This window comes from Pseudomonadota bacterium, from assembly GCA_030859565.1.
In the GTDB taxonomy this organism is placed as follows: domain Bacteria; phylum Pseudomonadota; class Gammaproteobacteria; order JACCXJ01; family JACCXJ01; genus USCg-Taylor.
Genome location: JALZJW010000026.1, coordinates 1 through 18,373 on the forward strand (window position 1 = coordinate 1; position 18,373 = coordinate 18,373).

Below are 18,373 nucleotides of genomic sequence, written 5' to 3' on the forward strand. Positions count from 1 at the left end.
TCCCTAAACCCGATTACGATACCCAACACCCAGATCCGACCGCCCTCTACTCCGGCTATCTCCAGCTCCCGATGCCCATAGCCACCACATCGCCCACCCTTCACCGAAGCAATCCCCTTAATAAAGAACCGACCCAACACCGGGCTTCTTGAACATTGGATTGAAACGACCATCCATGGTCGTCTCAATCCTTACTGGTTACTGGTTAGGCGAATATTAATATTAAGCGTGTAAAAGTTAAGGTGTGACCCAAGATTCCGCGTGATGGCGCTCCCCTACATCAGCACTGGGCGGCCACAACGCAATCGTGGAAACGACAATCCGTTGTTTTCGTCGGTGACGAAGACGTTGGTTACCTTAAGGATCTGCTTCAGCTTGTCGGGCGTCAGGGTTGGGTCGTCTTCCAGTCGCAGCGCCGCACAAGCGCTTACGTGGGGAGCCGCCTGGCTAGTCCCTGTTAACGTAAGGATTCCGGTCGCGGTGATCCCGGTGGACAAGATGTTGTCTCCTGGTGCCATCACATCCAATTCGGGGCTGCTGTTCGTGAACCACATCACGTTGTCGTCGTCGTCGGTCGCACCCACCGAGAAGACACCGTCTACGCAGGCGGGGTAGGTGATCTGTTGCCGGTTGCTGTCGTTCCCCGACGCGGCCACCACGAGCACGCCCTGTTGCTCGAGCATCGAGACCAGGTCTCGGGTCTGCTCGCCATAACCCTGGTTGCATTCACCAACCGGCACCTCCCAGCCCGTGCTCATGTTGACCACGCGGATGTCGAAGTCGCTGAGCAGCGTTATTACATGATCGAGGCCGGCAATCGTGTCCGAGATGCGGCCGTAGCCTTCGTTGTCCATCACCTTGATCGCCAGGAATTCGGCGCCTGGGGCGACACCTGGCGGCGCGATCACGCCGTTCGATGTAATGATCCCGGTGACGTGGGTCCCATGACCGTCACTATCCAGCGCAGCGCCCGACTCGCTTAGTTGTTCGCCGCTTCCGTCGGGGCACGAAGTCCCACCGGCCTCCAAGTTGGCTTTGAGGATGCAGCTTTCGAGCAGCAGGTCGTCGGCCAAGTCCGGGTGATCGACCACACCGCTGTCAAGCACCGCCACCGCGACGCCGTCTCCGCTAATGCCCACCTGCGCCCACTCGTTGGCCCGGATCAGGGGAACCGACTCCGCGGTGGTGCTTCCTCCCCTCCGGTCCAGTTGAATCGCGACGACATCAGGATTGCGCCGAAGCTTGCGCAGACCGGGACGCGTCAACCAGCCGGAGAAGCCCGCAACAAACTCGTAGCGGTGGATCATTTCGAGATCTGAGGGTTTGAGAGAGGAGAGCACACGACGCTGGATCTGCGCGACCTCGCGTCGGAGCACATCGACATCGGTCGTGGCGTGTCTGAGCCGCGCGGGTCGCTTCAGGCTAACGATCACGAGCACCCGGCCTTTCCCAAGAATGCGTCGCACGTCTTTCCCGACGACTCGAACGCGCCCCGAGGTCGGGGTCGTGACGGGGACCGTGTAGTCGGTCGACGCCGCGCCAATCGAGGCGCCGCCGTCCGACCCATCGGCCCCTGACGTCTGACTGGGAATGAGAAGCACCGAGGAGAGGGCAAGAGCACAGCGCAGTGCGGCCAAGCGGGGTAGGCGCAAGGTCACGGTCATGACATGCTCCTTTCGTTCTCGACCTGTGCCAATGCACTACGGATACTGCTGGGCTCGGCATCCATCTGCATTCTATAGACAACCTGAGTTTCACGTTTTGCATCGTAACTCTTCAGATATCCAACAGTTATAGAATTATTAAATAATGCAGCCATATGTTTATCTCCTTGGTTTTCGTGTTCAGGTTCTCTACCTTCCGTCCGGGGGCCTGAAAACGTTGGACTAGTGTTTAATTGCAATAGTCATAGTATGTATTTATCATGCCTCTATCCCGTGTGCGATGGAGGCTGCCATGCCGAGAGTTGCGGTACCCCTCAGTTGTACGCCCGAGGTGAGGCAAGAGTTGGAGCGGTTGAGCCGGAGTCGTACGGACGAGGCGCGTCTGGTGGAGCGTGCGAGGATCGTTCTGGGGTGTCTTGCGGGTCGGCGTAACGACGAAGTGGCGGCCGAATTTGGGACACGTGCTGGAACGGTCGCCACTTGGCGCACTCGGTTCGCAGCGCAGGGAATGGCGGGATTGCGCGACCGTGCCCGCTCGGGTAAGCCCCGAGATATCCGCGGGCGCAACTCAGGCAGCGCATTCTCAAGCAACTGGAGCAACCCCCGCCGCCAGGTTTTGCCACTTGGGACGGCGGCATGTTGGCCGAGGCTCTCGGGGTCTCGGACGATGCGGTTTGGCGCGTACTGCGCAAGGAAGGGGTCCAGTTGCGGCGCCAGCGTTCGTGGTGTGTCAGCACCGATCCCGAGTTCTCGGCAAAGGCCGCGGACATTATCGGGCTGTATCTGAATCCTCCGGAGAACGCCCTGGTGCTCAGCATCGACGAGAAGCCTTCGATCCAGGCGCTGGAGCGTCGCACCGGCTATGTCTACACCAGCAGCGGAAAGATCGTGCGGGGTTTGAAGAGTACCTACAAGCGTCATGGGACGATCAACCTGTTTGCCGCGCTCAACGTGACCACGGGAGCCATTCACTCCAAGACCACCACGACCAAGAAGCGGCCCGACTTCCAAGCCTTCCTCGATGAGATCGTGGCGGACGTTTCCACTGACCAGGACATTCACGTGATCCTCGACAATTACAGCACTCACAAGAAAAACGACGCTTGGCTCGCCGCCCACCCGAACGTGCATTTCCACTTCACCCCCACCTCGGCCAGTTGGCTCAATCAGGTCGAGATCTGGTTTGGCATTCTCGGGCGCAAAACCTTGCGCGGCGCGAGTTTCGCCAGCGCAGAGCAACTCGTGCAAGCGATCCAGGCATTCGTTGCCGCCCACAACCAAAACGCCACTCCGTTCGTCTGGCGCAAGCGCGAAGTACGGGGCTCACAGCTGAGAAATACAATCTCTAATTTACGCAATTAAACACTAGATAATGGGAAAGCACATTTTCCTAGCGGGTGTATGGAAGCAAATTTCCGGATTGAACGGATTTAAACTAGATGACGACATAAACGCCTCCTTTAACCTCGTTAAGTTCTCGCGGTATGCTGGGGTCATCATACCGCCTAACCCCGGGCGTCAGGCGCGGCTGGAAGCGGGAGCGCAGCGGACGCTGTAAGCCGTCGCCTGCACGCCTTGGTTAGGCTAAATCATAGATGAGCACTTGTGGGCAAGCCACCAGTGCCACCCCGCTAATGGACTGGATTGCTTCTTGTCCTCAGGATGATAACTTCGACGGCGACCTGGCGATCACGCGAAAGCTCCTCACCTCGTCCTGGACTCCGGGCGGAAGTGGAGCATCCAGTTCGAGGAACCTTTCAGGAGCTCCCGGATCTGCACTAAGCAAATAAGCATGCACGACCGCGCCTGCCCGAGTCGACACGCTCGCCAGTTTTGGCAAGACAGTCTCGGACACGAATTTTTCAAGCTCATCCTGCCTCGTCTCCGCAGGGAGAGTCAAACGATGATGGACGACCACTTGAGGTCGATGCACCGAATCATCCCATTCGACCACCAGCAGGTATGAAACGTCTGTGCCGGCTGACATATTGGCTCTCCTTTTGATGTTGGACGCCTGAACTATTGAAATAGCCTAACGTGCTGCATAACCGGCTGCCAACGAAGCGCAGCGTAGTTGGCAGCCCGAGTTGATGCGATTGTTAGGCGGTTGGTGGGCACCGCTTCACTTTGCCCATCCTACCTGGCTATTCCAAAAAGAAGGTTAATAGCCACACTAATCCAGCGGATACCGCTGTAACGAAATAAAAAGCTGAAAATATAGCTGTCCACAGCTTGAATGTTTCCCACTACATTCTTGGTGCTGCTGCTGTGGGCTCGTTGCTTTGATTCTCAGTCATGCCCCCCCTAGACCTCATTCTGAATTAGCGTATAACTTAACCAGCTAAGCGGCGGGCCGATCAAGCTGTGTCCCGTTTGACCGAATTGTTAGGGCATGCATTTCTAATAATGTCGCCAATAGAACAAGATCGATAGCTATCTTGCTTGTTTCGGACATAGCTACCTCCGGCATACCGAGAAGGCATAGCCCATAAACAATGGCCAGAAAACATATGCACCATAGAATGATCGGACCTGACGCGCCTTGAAACTTAAACGTACCATACTCGATGTTTATGGGTCCAGCTACGTGTTCTAGGGCAATTACAAGAGTAAATGAGAGGATCTCAGCAAACACAGCCCCAATTATCGGTATTAAACTGGGATGTACTGGAATGTCATGCCACAGCCTGAACCCGTAGATAAGGGACACGCCAACCATGCACCAGAATGTCATGTAAATAAATCTTGAGAAATGCTTGCGCTTTTCTTCTTTTACTTCTGTTCTATCTTGCACCGTTGTTTCTTCAGTCATCTTTAGTCCCCTTATGCCCTCCGCGGTGCGATATCAACCCCACGAAACACGTTACGTGACGCGGCGGCTGGAGGGGCCGTACTCAACCTTTCATCGCACGTCACGCGCGGCATCTATCTACCCGATTGGGCTGGCGATGCGCGTCCGAGATGGAGGCGGGTAAACGCAACGGATATGAACATCTGGCGCAATACGCTCACGCTATTGCGCCCTTGCGCACTACGCTTCAGCCCCGAACTACGAGAGCGTTACGCGAGTATGTGTGCCTGGATGCCAGCGACTTATGACGCTATGTATTCCGAAGTCGACTTCGGCGTCGGATTCCATCGGCGAGGGTTGCTTCGGCGCGTTGCGGGATGTGTTTGGCGGGGTTGACCGCGCGCTATACTTAGCTTGTCAACCCGATCCCGCGGCTAGACCGATAAACGTAGCCGCGAATGGTAATTTTGGAGGTGGCCAATGCAAGAATATAAATCGGAAAAACTCGTCGTGCGTTACGATCCCAAGATATGTATTCACGCCGGAAACTGTGTCCGTGAGCTTTCGGCGGTATTCGACATCGCCAGGGAGCCATGGATCACTATACACGGCGCGCCCACTGAAGAGATCGTGAACCAGGTTAAGCGCTGTCCCTCGGGGGCGTTAAGCTACGAGATCCTGGATAAGGGCAAGTAAATCACCGGACTTACCCCCGTGGCGCAAAAGCTGTGCAGCCCCTACGGTTCGTGGGCCTCGCCGATCACAAGTGATCTCATCGTCGCCAAGTCCATCGGCCTCGGCGGCATTCAGTCCGACGGCCGGAATCTCTATTGGCACGAGATGCGGCCCGAGGAAGGCGGCCGCAGCGTCATCGTATGTTACGACGGGCAAGGGGTGGTATCGGCGCTGGTACCGCCGCCGTTCAATGCCCGTACCCGTGTTCACGAGTATGGCGGCGGAGCTTTCCTCGCGGCGGATGGGATCGTGTATTTTTCGAGTTTCGCGGACCAGCGCATCTACCGCGTCATGCCCGGTGTTCCACCGCAGGCCCTCACGCCCGAAGGCGCGTTTCGCTACGCCGATGCCGCCCTCGATCGAATAAGGCAACGCCTGATCTGCGTGCGCGAAGACCATTCCGATCCCGGCCGGGAACCTAGCAATACCCTGGTCTCGCTATCGCTTGCGGGGGACGGAGACGCACGGGTATTGGTGGCGGGTGCGGACTTCTATTCCGATCCGCGCCTGAGCACCGATGGCCGGCACATCTGTTGGCTCTGTTGGAATCACCCGAACATGCCTTGGGACGGGACCGAGCTTTGGGTTTCAAGCGTGCGCGATGATGGTTCCTTGGGCGATGCGCAGCGCATCGCCGGCGGTCCCACGGAATCGATCTTCCAGCCCGAGTGGTCCGAGGACGGCCGCAGCCTTTTTTTCGTCTCCGATCGGAGCGGATGGTGGAACCTTTATTGTTGGACCGATCTCGAGGTCAAGGCGCTGGCGCCAATGGAAGCGGAGTTCGGCCTTCCCCAGTGGGTGTTCGGCGAGAGCACCTATGCGCCTCTATCGGCTCACGAGCTCGCTTGCACGTATATACAAGACGGATCCAGCCACTTCGCTCACCTCAATGTGGACTCGGGCAAGTTGCGCGCGGTCGAGTTACCCTATACCGCGATTGGTTCGCTGCGCTCACACGGGCGCGAGGTAGTGTTTATTGGCGCCTCGCCCACGGAGTTTCCTTCCGTCGTCACGCTTAACCTGGCTTCGGGTAGCACGCGCGTTCTGAAGCGCTCCAGTAATCTCGATCTCGACCCCGGCTATGTTTCGGCCGGCGAGCCGATCCTGTTTCCGACCGAGGGCGGCCATAGCGCACACGGGTTTTTCTATGCGCCCGCCAATGCGGACTTCACGGGCCCGCCGGACCAGCTCCCGCCGCTCCTCGTGACCAGCCACGGGGGGCCCACGGCCGCGACCAACAACGGCTTGAAGCTCACGACACAATTCTTCACCAGCCGAGGATTCGCGGTCTTGGATGTCAATTACGGGGGCAGCACCGGGTTCGGCCGCGCCTATCGCGAACGGCTCTACGGTCAGTGGGGGATCGTCGATGTCCAGGATTGCATCCATGGCGCGCGGCATCTGGTCCGCCAAGGCAGGGTCGATCCCAAGCGGCTGGCCATTCGCGGCGGTAGCGCCGGGGGTTTCACGACGCTCGCCGCGCTCACGTTTCACGATGTGTTTACCGCCGGGGCGAGTCACTATGGCGTCAGCGATCTCGAAGGCTTGGCCCGCGACACGCACAAGTTCGAATCGCGTTATCTCGACCAGCTCATCGGCGCTTACCCGGCGCGCGCCGATCTTTACCGCGCACGCTCACCGATCCACGCGCTGGAACGTTTGTCTTGCCCCGTGATCTTTTTCCAGGGCTTGGAGGACAAGGTGGTGCCGCCGAACCAAGCCGAGAGGATGGTCGCCGCCTTGCGGAGTAAAGGATTGCCGGTGGCCTATCTCGCCTACGAGGGCGAACAGCATGGCTTTCGCCAGGCTAAGAACATCAAACGCACCTTGGATGCCGAGCTTTATTTCTACTCGCGCGTCTACGGTTTCGATCTTGCGCAACCCGTAGAGCCGGTGACAATAGAAAACCTGGGCGGAACCTGACTCCGGCCGGAGGACCGGATGCGGTGAGGAACGAACCGCGTCGTTCGCGCTATTCCACGACCTGAAGATCGTGACTCGGCGCTCCATCGTTACCCCCGTTTGCCGGATAAACCGCGATCGGCAAAGGCATGAAAGCTGGAGTGCGGCCAATCGGCGACTTTTCGCCCGTACCTGTGTTTGACGGATCTCAGTAGATGTCATCCACATGCCGGTTGAAGTCGCTCTGATCGCGAAGAAGATGCTCCCAAAACCGGCGTTGCCATAACCCGCGTTTCCCACGTTCAAGCCGGCTTTGTGAAATTCTTTCGCCTTGGTCGATCGCGCGAGAGAAACAGCTCTTGATCAGGCCCCAGCGAGTGGAATAATCCGTGTCACCGGGCGGCAAAGTCCAGACACAATGTACGTGACCCGGTAAGATGACGACCACCTCCATGCGGAAGGGGTGTTTCGTTCGGACGGTACGGAACGCAACCGCAGTTCGTCGATCCGTTCGACCAACAAGCGGTTCCCTTTGCGTTCGGCGAGATTCGCAGTGAAGAACCAGATTGCACCGGGGATATAAGCACGACGGTATTCGGCCATTGCGACATGCTAGACGAAGTTCCATTTCACGACCGATGCGGTTCCCTTTGTTCACCGCATTCTAACTGAACTTCATCGGCCCGGTGACCGTCCCAATTTCGCGAGCGCGAGAATTTCGTCATCAGGCAATTGCTTGGGGCTGATGAGCGATAGCGTGCCTTGCAAGCTGGTCACTTCACCGTCGCGAATGACGAAGAATTGTCCCGGTCCCTGCCCTGGCAGCTTCGACGCGACATCGGTGCGGGCCTCCTCGCTGAGCATCGGTTTCATTTTGGCGAGAGCGGTGGGTTCTTTCACCCTGCCGACGAACCAGTTGCGGATGTTGTCCTTGGCTTTGTAATCAAAATCGCCGGGGCTCTGGGTGGCGAGGAGTAACCCAAGGCCGGCGGAGCGGAAGCGTTTGAGGGCGTTTTCCATCGGTTCCTTTGTGGACGGCTTGCTGGTCGCCGGCAGATAAAGATCGGCTTCATCAAACAGCAGCACGGCTTGCAGTTGGTCCGACGGATGCCTGCCCGCATAACGGTTCATCTCCTGGAGGAACTGCGCGATCCAGAACAACAGCTTCACTGGCGAATAGAAGAATTTCGTGCTGATGATCGTCAACCGTGTTTTCCCTGCCGGTGCGTGGAACAGCGATTCGGCGCTCAGCTTCTCGCCACGCACTTCGACCAGGTCCGCGTTGCCAAGCCGAAGCGTTTCCAGGTCCTGCACGAGTTTCTTGAAATGCTTGGTGTCGAGGTAGCCTACGGCATTAATGAGGCTGGGATCCTCATCGTGAACAATGCGGAGAAGATCGTCGAGGTTCATCGCGGGGTGGATTTGAGCGAGGACGATCAGCGCTTTTTGGAGAACGGCGGTTTTCGCCAGATCGTTGCCGTTAGCCTTGTAACCCATCATGCCCGCGAGCGCGCCCGCGGTGTGTTTTGCGGCAAGCTCGCGCTCGCTCGGCTTCATTTCCGCCAATCCCTCTGGAATCACGGGCAAGCACAGGGGACGGCCGTCCTCGCGTCCCGGTGTATAGAGCGCGATGTCAATAGTGTCGCGTAACTCAGCTCGGCGCGCCTCGAGTTCCGGTGACGACAAGGGCTGGTTCCACGCGACGTCGCTGGCGTAGCTGCACAGATCGCCCTTGCGATCAATCAAGACGGCTGGAACCCCAGCCAACATCAAGTTCTCGATGAGGTGCAGCGCCAGTGTGGTCTTGCCGCTGCCGGAGCCGCCGAGGAACGCCGCATGTCGGGTCAGTTCAGACGGATTGATTGTGACAGGCGTACTTGCAATCTCCCTCGTATCACCCAGCCCAATGCCGTTTGCCCGCACGACAGGCTTGTCAGGTTCTGCAGGAGCGAATGGCGCTGCCGATTTCGGAGGCAGGGTTTCAACGATAACCGGTGGCGATCGATGTAAATGCGCGCATGCGACAGAGGTCAGTGTGTCAAGGTCAAGGATAAGGCTCACCGGCTTGAGCCTGGTCAGCGGCTTTTCAGCCCTGAGCCACGCTGCAAACTGAGCATCTGCTCCGTGCTGCGTGGCGAAAGTCTGCATGGCCTGCATCGCACGCCAGTCAGAGTCCTCGATCACAGTGCGCCGGCCGCCTTCGGCAATCAGCTCACCCAGTTTTTTTGCGATCTGCGTGCGCGGATTGTCCGGGAAAACCGTGGAGCGCGCGATGATGCATCTGCGATTTTGATTCTGCGCGCGCTCTCGCGCAGCATCCACGACACGACCGAGGCTGCCGCCTTGTGGCTTTTCATTGCAGATGGTTACCAGGAGGCGACATTGAACTTCGCCGTGTGCCTTGGTTTCTGCGTAAACCTGCTTTTCATTTGCGGAGGCCGTCACGGTGCAGCCATCCGGAAGCTCGCGGACGCATTCGAGCGCCCCCGCCAACAATTCTGTCATTGCTGTTTCACACTCCGGCGCCTCCGGTTTGAAGGCGGTGTAAAAGTCGTTCCAGCGCTGTTCGAGCGGGACCGTGGGATCAACGATGGGCGGCACAGGCGGTTCTGGATTTCCGGTCGTTGGCCCGAAGCCAGGCTTCGCTCGCGCGCTTGCCGGCAAAGCTCCAGCACTACGCGCGCTCGAAAACCGGCCAATTTCTGTCGCACGTCGGCCGCGAACGGGAACAGTGGTTGCTCATCGGTGAAGGGAGCCTCGCACTCGGCGAAAAGGAATTGCAGACGTCGTATGATGAGTTGCTCCACTTCAGCCGCGGAGCGCAGGTTGCTAAGCTTCACGGGCTCGGGATCTTTTTCGATGCGATCAAGCAAGGGCGACGTGAGGGAAGTCTTCAGCTTCTGGTAGAAGTCTTCGAGACATGCAATCACCACGATGAGCGACGGCACCGCATCGGCCACTTCGCGGACCACACGCATGGCGGCGAGGAATCGCTCCTGCGTGGGGGCATTCAGCTCGTAGATGTCCTCGAGTTGATCCAGGCACAGGACAAATGGGGTCTTCTCCAAGGCCCAGGCGAGTCCGGCCAGTGACTTGATGACTTCGCGGGGGCCGCTTGCGTCGCGCAGGGGCCTGATGTCGCCGAGTTTCTGCTGGTCATGGTGCGACAGGTCGTGGCAGCGCAAGTATTGCAGCACAAGGTTTTTCAAGTGCGGCTCGCTTCGCTGCAACAGGAGCAGGACCCGCAATAAATCAGGGTTGAGATTCTGCAGCCCCAGCGTGCCAATGAGGTGGTCGGAGCAATCGAAAACCCGCGGCAGGTCTAGTTCGCCGTCGCGAAGATATTCCAGTGCCGGTGGATCAAAGAGATCAGGATCCTCCACCAGCCCGTTGGACAAGCGCATCAAACCCGAGCTCTCGGAAACTGCTTCGTCGTAGGGCTGATGGAGCGAATCAATGACGTTGGTGAGCACGTATTGCGCGTAATTCGTTTCGCTCGACGTCATCTGCATATAGGCGAAATACCCGCTTGCGGTCGAAGTGACCTCGCTGCGGAAGGCACGCATCAAGTGGGTCTTGCCCGAGCCCGCTTCGCCCAGGAGCAGCAGGATCTTTCCGTAAGGAAGACCAGCGCCGACTTTGTTCAGAAGACTAGCAAAAGCCTGCCGTGCTTCCTCGTGGACGCTGGGCACATCTAGAGGGTCGTGCCGGAGGTGGCCGGCGCGATTGGCCTCCACAAGCCGCTGCTTGAACTGCCGCTCGTCCACCGCATAGGCGGAGCCGCTCGCATACAGCTTCCGCCACACGTGGGCAATGAAGACCTTGTAATCGCCAAACCGGCCTGTATCGCAGGCCCGCGCAACTGCCAGCACTTCAGTGGAAAAGGCTTGCTTTTCGTCGGTTGGCGTCTGAGCTGTGGCTGGCCTCTGTTCCGGTGTCGAATGAGCTAAGCCGTTAATCCACTGTCTCAGTAGCGCCTGGCGCAACTCGATGGCACCACTCCTTCGTGCTCCCACTGCTTGGCCAGCCAGAAGGTCCATGACCTGCGTAGCCGTTGGCAGCTCGCCGGTCGGCAACTTGTGCCGCTGCTTGAGGATGCAAGCGCGCAGCCCATCCGATTTTTTGAGATGCGCTTGCACTTTCGTTGACGAGGGGTTCAGGGCGAGTGCTTGAGCCATGAGAAGCCGGTTTTTGACAGGCTCCCATTTGGTTCGCACTGGAAGCTCGGCAACTCCGAGAAACTTCAGGGCCGCGGATTCGCCAGCATCCGTCACGCCGTAGCGCGCTCGCCCCAATCGAGCCGCGAGGCCATTCTCAACTAGGCCGCTTGCTTTCTCCTCAAATACGCGGCCCCACTCAGCCTTCGTCATACGTTCGAACAACGGCCAAACATCCTTGCTCGCCGCGCTCCGGGTCTCACCCTTGTCTCTGTCGGCCAAAGCCAACCGCGCGAGAATGAGGTTCGAGATGATGTCAGAGGTCGGTGCGCTCACGTTTCCCACTATATCGGAGAGCACTCAGAATCGCATCCAAAATCTCCTCAAGTCGCGAGACGACATCCGACGCGAGGAAGCGGAGCACGAGAAGCCCATACTGCTGAAGCAGCACATCTTTGCGCCGGTCGCGCCGATAGGCGTCTGGGTCGGTGAAGTGGTGAAAGCCGTCGATCTCGATGGCGATGCCCTGTTCAGCGGCCAGCAGGTCCACTTCCGCGCGTTTGGCTCCAAAGCTGATACCCAGGTCTTGGTTAAGGCGAAATCTGCCGCGGGTAGCTGGCAGCCGCTCCAGCACCGCGAACAGAAAGGCTTCCGCGGCGCTGCGCGCGTGCTCCACAACCTCAGGGGTGGATGCATGAAGGATCGCAGCAGCTTCTTGCCCCAGGTTGCGGAGCCGTTCGATCTCGGCAGGTGGCAGGTGCTCTCCCTCGCGTGTGAGGAAGGCCAGCGAGCGCGCCAGCCCAGCGCCCGAAGCCGTAACCATCTCGTCCTTGGGCTTTGGTGGAGGATCAACCCTGACGAGGCCTTCGCGAAGCAACACTTCCCAACGCGAATTCGCAACCTTTTTGACAAGCACCGATTCCTGTGATGCACTCAGAACCACCCCGACAGGAAGAAGCGGTTCTGCTTCCGCGAGTCGGCAAAGATGCTCCATATCGGCAGATGTGACCTCGGCGGCCTCAGTCTCTGGACACAGCAGCAGTGCCGGTAGCGCGTTGCCAGGCACAAGGCGACGAAAGGCTCTTATCGCCACCCCGAGACCGCCCGTCGCTTTGAGAATATCTTGCGCGAGGTCCCCAGGTGCCAGCTGGCTGCTGCCGGCGCGGAAAATGACCCGGCAAAGTCTGCCCAACTGGCTCGCCAAAGTGCGTCGCCACCACTCGATCCAGGAACAACTCCAACTCGATCTCGGGTTTCTCGATCAGCGCGGAGAATATCCTGCCCGGCGCTTCACCATTTGCCCGCGCGATGGTTGCCAGACAGAGAGGCAGAAAATCGGGTTTCTCCACCAAGCTGCCAATCCATGCCAGGGCGAGCGGTTCAGGATCGAATTGGGTAATGCCGACAACCGGGCGGCCCTGGCGTCGCCAGCAGTCGATCCATGCGCGGCTGGCGTCGTCCATCGCTCCCCGAAGTGCCGTGACTACCGGCGAACCTTGTTCCCGACGCGCTTGGTGCCAGAGAATGATTTCGTCGGGCATAGGCAAAATAAACGCCCTTTCTCGTCAAGAGGCACGGTACTGCTGGGCTAGTGAGTTGTCAAACATCCGAGTCCTCGGCCTAGAATCGGGGACTTTTCGGGCCCTTCATCGGCCCGGGGCTGCGTACGTTCGGTTGGTGCGTTACGGCGCAAAAGGCGCACCTAACACCCCCTACGAGATCTACGCGAGCCAGAACCGCGCTTGACCGAACGACAGTACATGCAAACGGTGGCGTACGCCTGGATCGCTATCCGTCGAGTTCACCGAACTACTTTATACCATCGCCTGTGCGGTCATAGCGCTTGCTCCTGCGCGGGGCACCCCGGCGGCGTGCTGGGCAAGGGCCCAGGCGACGTGCTCGCGGACCAGCTCCGAGGGATGCGCGCGCCTTTGCTCCAGGGCCGCGACGGCCTCGGGCGAGGCGGGCGCATTTCCCAAGGCCACGGCGATATTGCGTAGCCACCCTTCATAACCGACACGCCGGATCGCGGAACCTTCGGTGTTTTTCAGAAACGCTTCCTCGGTCCAATTAAACAGAGCAATGAGATCGGGCGCATCAAATCCATGGCGGGGTTTGAAATCGGTCTCGCGGCTCAAGCGCGCGAAGCGGTTCCAAGGGCAGACCAGTTGGCAGTCGTCGCAACCGAAGATGCGGTTGCCGATCAAAGGCCGCAGCGCTTCCGGGATCGGACCGCGCAGCTCGATCGTGAGATAGGAAATACAGCGCCGGGCATCGAGCCGATAAGGCCCGAGGATCGCTTGGGTCGGGCAGATTTCGATACACGCGCTGCAGCGGCCGCAGTGGTTCGCGGCGTGAGGCGGATCGGGCGGCAGCGGCAGATCAGTATAGATCTCACCGAGAAAAAACCAGGAACCGGCCTGGCGATTAATCAGGTTCGTGTGCTTGCCGATCCAGCCGAGACCGCCGTTGCGCGCCAAGGCCTTTTCCAGGACCGGGGCGCTGTCGGAGAACACGCGATGGCCGCAGGCCCCGGCGCGCGCGCTGATGCGATCGGCCAAGCGCCGCAGCCGTTGCCGGAGCACGCGATGGTAATCACGGCCGAGGGCATAGCGGGCGATATAGCCTAAGCGGGGGTTGTCGAGTATGGCTTGCGCTGAAGCCGCGCCCGGCGGTAGATAGTCCAGGCGCGCCGAGATCACCTGCAGTGTCCCCGGCACCAGCTCATCCGGGCGGCTTCTTTTCGTGCCGTGCCGTGCCATGTAGCGCATCTCGCCGTGATAACCCGCAGCGAGCCAGTCGCGGAGGCGGTGCTCGTCGTCGCCGAGATCGACGCCGCTGATGCCGATCTGCTGAAAACCGAGATCTCGGCCCCAAGCTTTGATTTCCGTTGCTAAGCGAGCGTAGTTCAAGGCGCTAGCCCCCGCCGAATAGTCGCTCAAACCGCTCCCGCGTCTCCCTGCTCGCGAAGCTCGCGAAGCGCTCCGTGAACGGCCCGCGTGCCTTAAGCTCGTCCTGCAACAGCAGTACGTCCAGCGTCTGCGCGGCCATAAAGGCCGCCGGCGGGAGGCCGCGGGCCGCCTCGGCCCGGGGCAACCATTCCCTCAGTAAACGCCGCTGGACATTCAAATCCACGAGCCTCCCTAGCACGTCTTGCAGTTCCTTGAGCAGTTTGAGCATATCGCGAACCTCCTCATCGGGGTAGAGTTCCCGAAACGATTCGATCAGATAGCGCAATTTCTTACCGCTCTTGCGCAGTTCGTGCAGGGTCGCGCCGGTCGCGTCCTCCCCCGCATGGCGTCCTCCGTCCAGCGCCTTACGATAGCATTTGCGGATGACACGGCTCGCGAGCGCCACGATCGGTTCGTTGCCGCGAGGGGTCCGGCAGGGGTGCGCCGCCCGTTCGTCGAGAAACGCGCCGTAAGCGTGTTTGAAACCGGCGTAGCGCCGGGCCGCGCAGGTCCTCGCGAGCCGCTCCTGTTCGATCGTCCGGGCCTCATGGAGCACGGCCTTCAAGGGCGCGAGTCCTCTGGCCAGTATCCCCGAGATCCGGCGGCGGACTTCAGGCAATTTATCCAGGAAGACGTCGAGATCGCGCGCCGCGCCGGTACACCCCGCAAGCCACGCAAGAACACTGCGGAAGCGTTGATACTCGCGCTCGGGGAACACACCACGCGTCTGGTTCAAGATGGAACGCGAAGTGCGGATCGCGACGCGGAAGTCGTGTAGCGCCTTGGCGGAGCCCGCGCCTTTTAGCAGGCCGCGTTCGTGCCGGTACATGATCGTGTAGTGCGCGCCGAGCACCTGGGCTACGGCAAGGTCCGCGCGCATTTGGGGCTCGAGACGCGTTATCATGGCTAAAATCCGCGCGCTTCGCGGACGCGCTCATAGGCGGCGCGGATCTCGCGGGTTTTTTGCGTCGCGAGCTTGATCATCTCCTCCGGTAGCCCCTTCGCCACAAGCTTATCCGGGTGATGTTGGCTCATGAGCCGGCGATAGGCTTTCTTGACTTCATCATTGGTCGCGGTCGCCGTCAGGTTCAGGATCGCGAAGCCATCGTCCACGCTATACTCTTCCCGCGCTTCCCGCGGCGCCTCGGCGCGCGAACGCCACCTGTGACCGGCTTCCGCGCGCGCCATCGCTTCCAGACGCTGGTATTCCAGGCGCGAGAACCCGAGCCGGTCGGACACATACAACAGCAGCCGATGCTCGGCGGGATCGAGGTGAGCGTCCGCCCATGCCGCCGCGAGCTGGATCTCGAGGAACATGCGCTTGAGGCTGTGCCGGTTGCGGATTTCGTGGCGAAGCTGCGCCAAGACCGCGTCCAGGGGGAAGTCGTGGGACTTGCCTTCGGTGAATAAGTGCATCGCAGTTTCCCTCTGATCCGGGGACAGATCCATCCGCCCCATCACGCTGCGCGCCAGGTTGATCTCGCGATCCGTGATCCGTCCGTCGGCCTTGCAGATATGTCCCATCACCGCGAAAGTCGCGGTATAGAAGGCCGTCTGGACGCTCTCGCGGGCGTCGGGAGCGCCGGGGCGCCTGCCCTCGAAGGGCCGCGCGAGGCCTTCATCCACATTGTGCCCGAGCGCCGCCCCGAGCATGGCTCCAAGGGGCCCGCCCAGCATGTAGCCGAAGGCGCCGCCGATAATTTTTCCCCACCATGCCATGGCGTCGTATTGTACCAATTGCGCTCGCCGCGGTTCGAGGCGGCTTCGGATTACGCCGGCCGAATGATTCCGGGTAAACTATTGACGGCTCATGCGGGAGCCGCCGGTTGCGATAAGGTCTGAACTCCGTCGGTACAAGGGCACCATGATCAACTTCATTCAAGACTGGTATCGCAGAAATTTCTCCGATCCTCAAGCGGCGCTGCTGGCGGTGTTCATGGCGGTGACCTTCAGTGTCATCCTCGTCATGGGCGACATGTTGGCGCCGTTCTTGGCCGCGATCATTATCGCCTACCTCTTGGAAGGGCCGGTGCAGTATCTGCAAAAGGCGTGGGGCTCGCGCATCATCGCCGTCGTGGTGGTGTTTCTGCTGTTCATGACCGTCCTGCTGTTCCTGGTCTTGGGGCTCATTCCTCTCCTCTACCACCAGGTCGCGGAATATTTTCAGGAGCTTCCAAATCTCATCAACGACGGGCGCAAGGCCTTGCTGACCTTGCCCGAGTCCTATCCGGCTTTCGTATCCGTCGAGCAGGTGGAAGAGCTGATGACGATGATGCGGCGGGCCATCGCCGAGTTCGGTGAAAACGTTTTGTCCGTCTCCCTGGCGTCCATCCCCACCCTCATCATCGCCCTGGTGTATTTGATCGTGGGTCCTCTGCTCGTGTTCTTCGTCCTCAAGGACAAAGCTCTCATTCTCGCTTGGGCGCGGGATTTCCTGCCGCAGGATCGCAGCCTCTTGCTCATGGTCTGGAGCGAGATGGACGATCAGATCGGCAATTACGTGCGCGGCAAGATCAACGAGATCCTGATCGTGGGTGTCGTCACCTACATTATTTTCGCGCTCATGGGCTTGTCGTACGCCGCACTGCTCGCGGTGCTCGTCGGGGTGTCGGTGATCATCCCGTACATCGGCGCCGTGGCGGTGACCTTTCCGGTGGCCTTCGCCGGCTACGGCCAGTGGGGCTGGGGGCCGGATTTCGCCTGGTTCATGGTCGCCTATGCCGTCATCCAGGGCTTGGACGGCAACCTGCTCGTCCCGCTGTTATTCTCGGAAGCCGTGAATCTCCATCCGGTGGCGATCATCCTTGCCGTGCTGGTGTTCGGCGGGCTCTGGGGGCTTTGGGGGGTGTTCTTCGCGATTCCGCTCGCGACGCTGGTCAAGGCATTGCTCAATGCCTGGCCGAAACCTCCGGGCGAGGTGCCCGTTCAACTCCCCGAAATGCGCCAGCAGGCGCGCTAGCTAGTCCTCGGGCTGTAACTCGAGATCTTGCGTTATGCGTTCGATTTGTCCGGCTTCGGTCAAGCGCAGCCGACGCGTCGCCCGCACGTTGCGGGCGGCGTCCTCAATCTTCTTCAAGACTTAAAGCTGCGGTTTCTCCGCACTGCTTTCCTTCATAATGCTCTTCTTCGCCGCCTCGAACCAAGAATCGATCGTGGTTACCATCGGCATGAGCTTGGCATAAAATTTAGCGCCTAGGTAGAGACCTAGGGCGATACCTAGAATCAGCCAGACCATAGAACACCTCCTCTAAATTATCGTTATCAATAAGCAGCTAGTCATGTATCTATAAAAATAGCAGCCTTGCGTCTGGGCTGGATACTTGGACGTCGCATTGATGCGCGCCAGGCCCGTCGCCCCTGCGCGCGCGACGCTTACGCGGTCGACACATGGGGCCACCTGGATGTGCTGGCCGTCGCCCCTGCGCGCGCGACGCTTACGCTACGCCGCAAGCCCCACTGCCGACTATCAAGCATAGCATAGCCGCAAGCTTTTGATCGGACAATCGCCCTACTTCACGAGCCCAACTGGACAACTTACCCCGGTGCCGCCCAGGCTGCAGTAACCCCGTGGATTTTTCGCCAGGTATTGCTGATGGTAATCTTCGGCATAATAAAATTCAGGCGCGGGCAGGATGTCGGTGCTAATCCTCCCGAAACCCGCTGGGGTCAGAAGCGCTTGGTAAGCGGTTTCGCTCATCCGCGCCGCCGGGGCCTGTGCGGGCTGGTAGTAAAAAATCACCGAGCGGTACTGCGTCCCCACATCATTGCCTTGACGCATGCTTTGGGTCGGATCGTGTGACTCCCAGAAGATCCCGAGCAAGGCCTCGTAGCTCACGGCCTTGGGGTCGAAGACGACGAGCACGACTTCGGCGTGCCCGGTCATCCCGCTGCACACCTCCTCGTAGGTCGGATTTGGCGTGGAACCGCCGGCGTAGCCCACCGCCGTCGAGTAAACACCGCCCGTCTGCCAATATCTTCGTTCCGCGCCCCAAAAGCATCCGAGTCCGAACAAAGCCCGCTCCAACCCCTCCGGAAAAGGCGGTTGCAGCCGGCGCCCATTCACGAAGTGAGTGGCCGCGACGGCCACCTGCGCCGCGCGTCCTGGCAACGCCTCGCGGGGATGGGGGAGGGTCGTGTACCTGCCGAACATGCTCTACCCCTTAAGTAAATTCG

Annotated in this window: 14 protein-coding genes and 2 pseudogenes; 4 read left to right on the forward strand and 12 right to left on the reverse strand. The window is 59.7% G+C overall.

Annotated features, from left to right (window positions below; translation table 11 throughout):
* Positions 1-275: 275 nt before the first annotated feature.
* Positions 276-1,664: a S8 family serine peptidase gene (locus M3436_05805; protein MDQ3563660.1), complete on the reverse strand. Its 1,389-nt coding sequence runs from the start codon at positions 1,662-1,664 to the stop codon at positions 276-278.
* 292 nt (positions 1,665-1,956) lie between these two features.
* Here M3436_05805 and M3436_05810 point away from each other — a divergent pair.
* Positions 1,957-3,026, forward strand: a pseudogene (locus M3436_05810) (IS630 family transposase).
* A gap of 979 nt (positions 3,027-4,005) precedes the next feature.
* Here the strand turns inward: M3436_05810 and M3436_05815 are convergent.
* The gene (locus tag M3436_05815) at positions 4,006-4,476 is read right to left on the reverse strand and encodes a hypothetical protein (protein MDQ3563661.1); all 471 of its coding nucleotides are present in this window, start codon (positions 4,474-4,476) and stop codon (positions 4,006-4,008) included.
* 459 nt (positions 4,477-4,935) lie between these two features.
* Between M3436_05815 and M3436_05820 the strand changes: the two genes are divergently transcribed.
* Both M3436_05820 and M3436_05825 read left to right on the forward strand, forming a co-directional pair.
* Positions 4,936-5,151 (forward strand): (4Fe-4S)-binding protein, encoded by a 216-nt coding sequence (locus M3436_05820; protein MDQ3563662.1) that lies wholly within the window; start codon positions 4,936-4,938, stop codon positions 5,149-5,151.
* Between the two features lie 18 nt (positions 5,152-5,169).
* Entirely contained in the window at positions 5,170-7,113 is a 1,944-nt protein-coding gene (locus M3436_05825; protein ID MDQ3563663.1) for a prolyl oligopeptidase family serine peptidase, read from the forward strand.
* A gap of 49 nt (positions 7,114-7,162) precedes the next feature.
* Here the strand turns inward: M3436_05825 and M3436_05830 are convergent.
* From M3436_05830 to djlA, 8 genes and pseudogenes are all read right to left on the reverse strand, one after another.
* A pseudogene (locus tag M3436_05830) lies at positions 7,163-7,695 on the reverse strand (transposase).
* 72 nt (positions 7,696-7,767) lie between these two features.
* Complete coding sequence (locus tag M3436_05835; protein MDQ3563664.1) at positions 7,768-9,597, reverse strand: DUF853 family protein; 1,830 nt, start codon at positions 9,595-9,597, stop codon at positions 7,768-7,770.
* Positions 9,594-11,585: an AAA family ATPase gene (locus M3436_05840; protein MDQ3563665.1), complete on the reverse strand. Its 1,992-nt coding sequence runs from the start codon at positions 11,583-11,585 to the stop codon at positions 9,594-9,596. Before M3436_05840 ends, M3436_05835 begins: the two co-directional genes overlap by 4 nt.
* The gene (locus M3436_05845) at positions 11,566-12,072 is read right to left on the reverse strand and encodes an endonuclease domain-containing protein (protein MDQ3563666.1); all 507 of its coding nucleotides are present in this window, start codon (positions 12,070-12,072) and stop codon (positions 11,566-11,568) included. The genes M3436_05840 and M3436_05845 overlap by 20 nt, the downstream gene beginning before the upstream one ends.
* Before the next feature lie 196 nt (positions 12,073-12,268).
* Positions 12,269-12,790 (reverse strand): hypothetical protein, encoded by a 522-nt coding sequence (locus M3436_05850; GenBank protein ID MDQ3563667.1) that lies wholly within the window; start codon positions 12,788-12,790, stop codon positions 12,269-12,271.
* A gap of 273 nt (positions 12,791-13,063) precedes the next feature.
* Positions 13,064-14,191: a tRNA epoxyqueuosine(34) reductase QueG gene (gene queG, locus M3436_05855; protein ID MDQ3563668.1), complete on the reverse strand. Its 1,128-nt coding sequence runs from the start codon at positions 14,189-14,191 to the stop codon at positions 13,064-13,066.
* Positions 14,166-15,104 carry a CHAD domain-containing protein gene (locus M3436_05860; GenBank protein MDQ3563669.1) on the reverse strand — a complete coding sequence of 313 codons (939 nt, stop codon included), beginning with the start codon at positions 15,102-15,104 and terminating at the stop codon, positions 14,166-14,168. The genes queG and M3436_05860 overlap by 26 nt, the downstream gene beginning before the upstream one ends.
* 2 nt (positions 15,105-15,106) lie before the next feature.
* Positions 15,107-15,919 carry a co-chaperone DjlA gene (gene djlA, locus M3436_05865; GenBank protein MDQ3563670.1) on the reverse strand — a complete coding sequence of 271 codons (813 nt, stop codon included), beginning with the start codon at positions 15,917-15,919 and terminating at the stop codon, positions 15,107-15,109.
* A gap of 145 nt (positions 15,920-16,064) precedes the next feature.
* On the opposite strand from djlA, the gene M3436_05870 reads away from it, so the two are divergent.
* Positions 16,065-17,159 carry an AI-2E family transporter gene (locus M3436_05870; GenBank protein ID MDQ3563671.1) on the forward strand — a complete coding sequence of 365 codons (1,095 nt, stop codon included), beginning with the start codon at positions 16,065-16,067 and terminating at the stop codon, positions 17,157-17,159.
* Between the two features lie 120 nt (positions 17,160-17,279).
* Here the strand turns inward: M3436_05870 and M3436_05875 are convergent, their stop codons facing one another.
* Positions 17,280-17,435: a hypothetical protein gene (locus M3436_05875; protein MDQ3563672.1), complete on the reverse strand. Its 156-nt coding sequence runs from the start codon at positions 17,433-17,435 to the stop codon at positions 17,280-17,282.
* 273 nt (positions 17,436-17,708) lie between these two features.
* On the reverse strand, positions 17,709-18,350 hold the full coding sequence (gene msrA / locus M3436_05880) for a peptide-methionine (S)-S-oxide reductase MsrA (protein MDQ3563673.1): 642 nt from the start codon (positions 18,348-18,350) through the stop codon (positions 17,709-17,711).
* Positions 18,351-18,373 lie beyond the last annotated feature (23 nt).

What these genes read in the sequence shown, in the direction of transcription:
- M3436_05805 (MDQ3563660.1), bottom strand. Translation starts at nt 1,664, where the DNA reads ATGACCGTGACCTTGCGCCTACCCCGCTTGGCCGCACTGCGCTGTGCT.
- M3436_05815 (MDQ3563661.1), bottom strand. Translation starts at nt 4,476, where the DNA reads ATGACTGAAGAAACAACGGTGCAAGATAGAACAGAAGTAAAAGAAGAA.
- M3436_05820 (MDQ3563662.1), top strand. Translation starts at nt 4,936, where the DNA reads ATGCAAGAATATAAATCGGAAAAACTCGTCGTGCGTTACGATCCCAAG.
- M3436_05835 (MDQ3563664.1), bottom strand. Translation starts at nt 9,597, where the DNA reads ATGACAGAATTGTTGGCGGGGGCGCTCGAATGCGTCCGCGAGCTTCCG.
- M3436_05845 (MDQ3563666.1), bottom strand. Translation starts at nt 12,072, where the DNA reads ATGGTTACGGCTTCGGGCGCTGGGCTGGCGCGCTCGCTGGCCTTCCTC.
- M3436_05850 (MDQ3563667.1), bottom strand. Translation starts at nt 12,790, where the DNA reads ATGCCCGACGAAATCATTCTCTGGCACCAAGCGCGTCGGGAACAAGGT.
- M3436_05860 (MDQ3563669.1), bottom strand. Translation starts at nt 15,104, where the DNA reads ATGATAACGCGTCTCGAGCCCCAAATGCGCGCGGACCTTGCCGTAGCC.
- djlA (MDQ3563670.1), bottom strand. Translation starts at nt 15,919, where the DNA reads ATGGCATGGTGGGGAAAAATTATCGGCGGCGCCTTCGGCTACATGCTG.
- M3436_05870 (MDQ3563671.1), top strand. Translation starts at nt 16,065, where the DNA reads ATGATCAACTTCATTCAAGACTGGTATCGCAGAAATTTCTCCGATCCT.
- M3436_05875 (MDQ3563672.1), bottom strand. Translation starts at nt 17,435, where the DNA reads ATGGTCTGGCTGATTCTAGGTATCGCCCTAGGTCTCTACCTAGGCGCT.
- msrA (MDQ3563673.1), bottom strand. Translation starts at nt 18,350, where the DNA reads ATGTTCGGCAGGTACACGACCCTCCCCCATCCCCGCGAGGCGTTGCCA.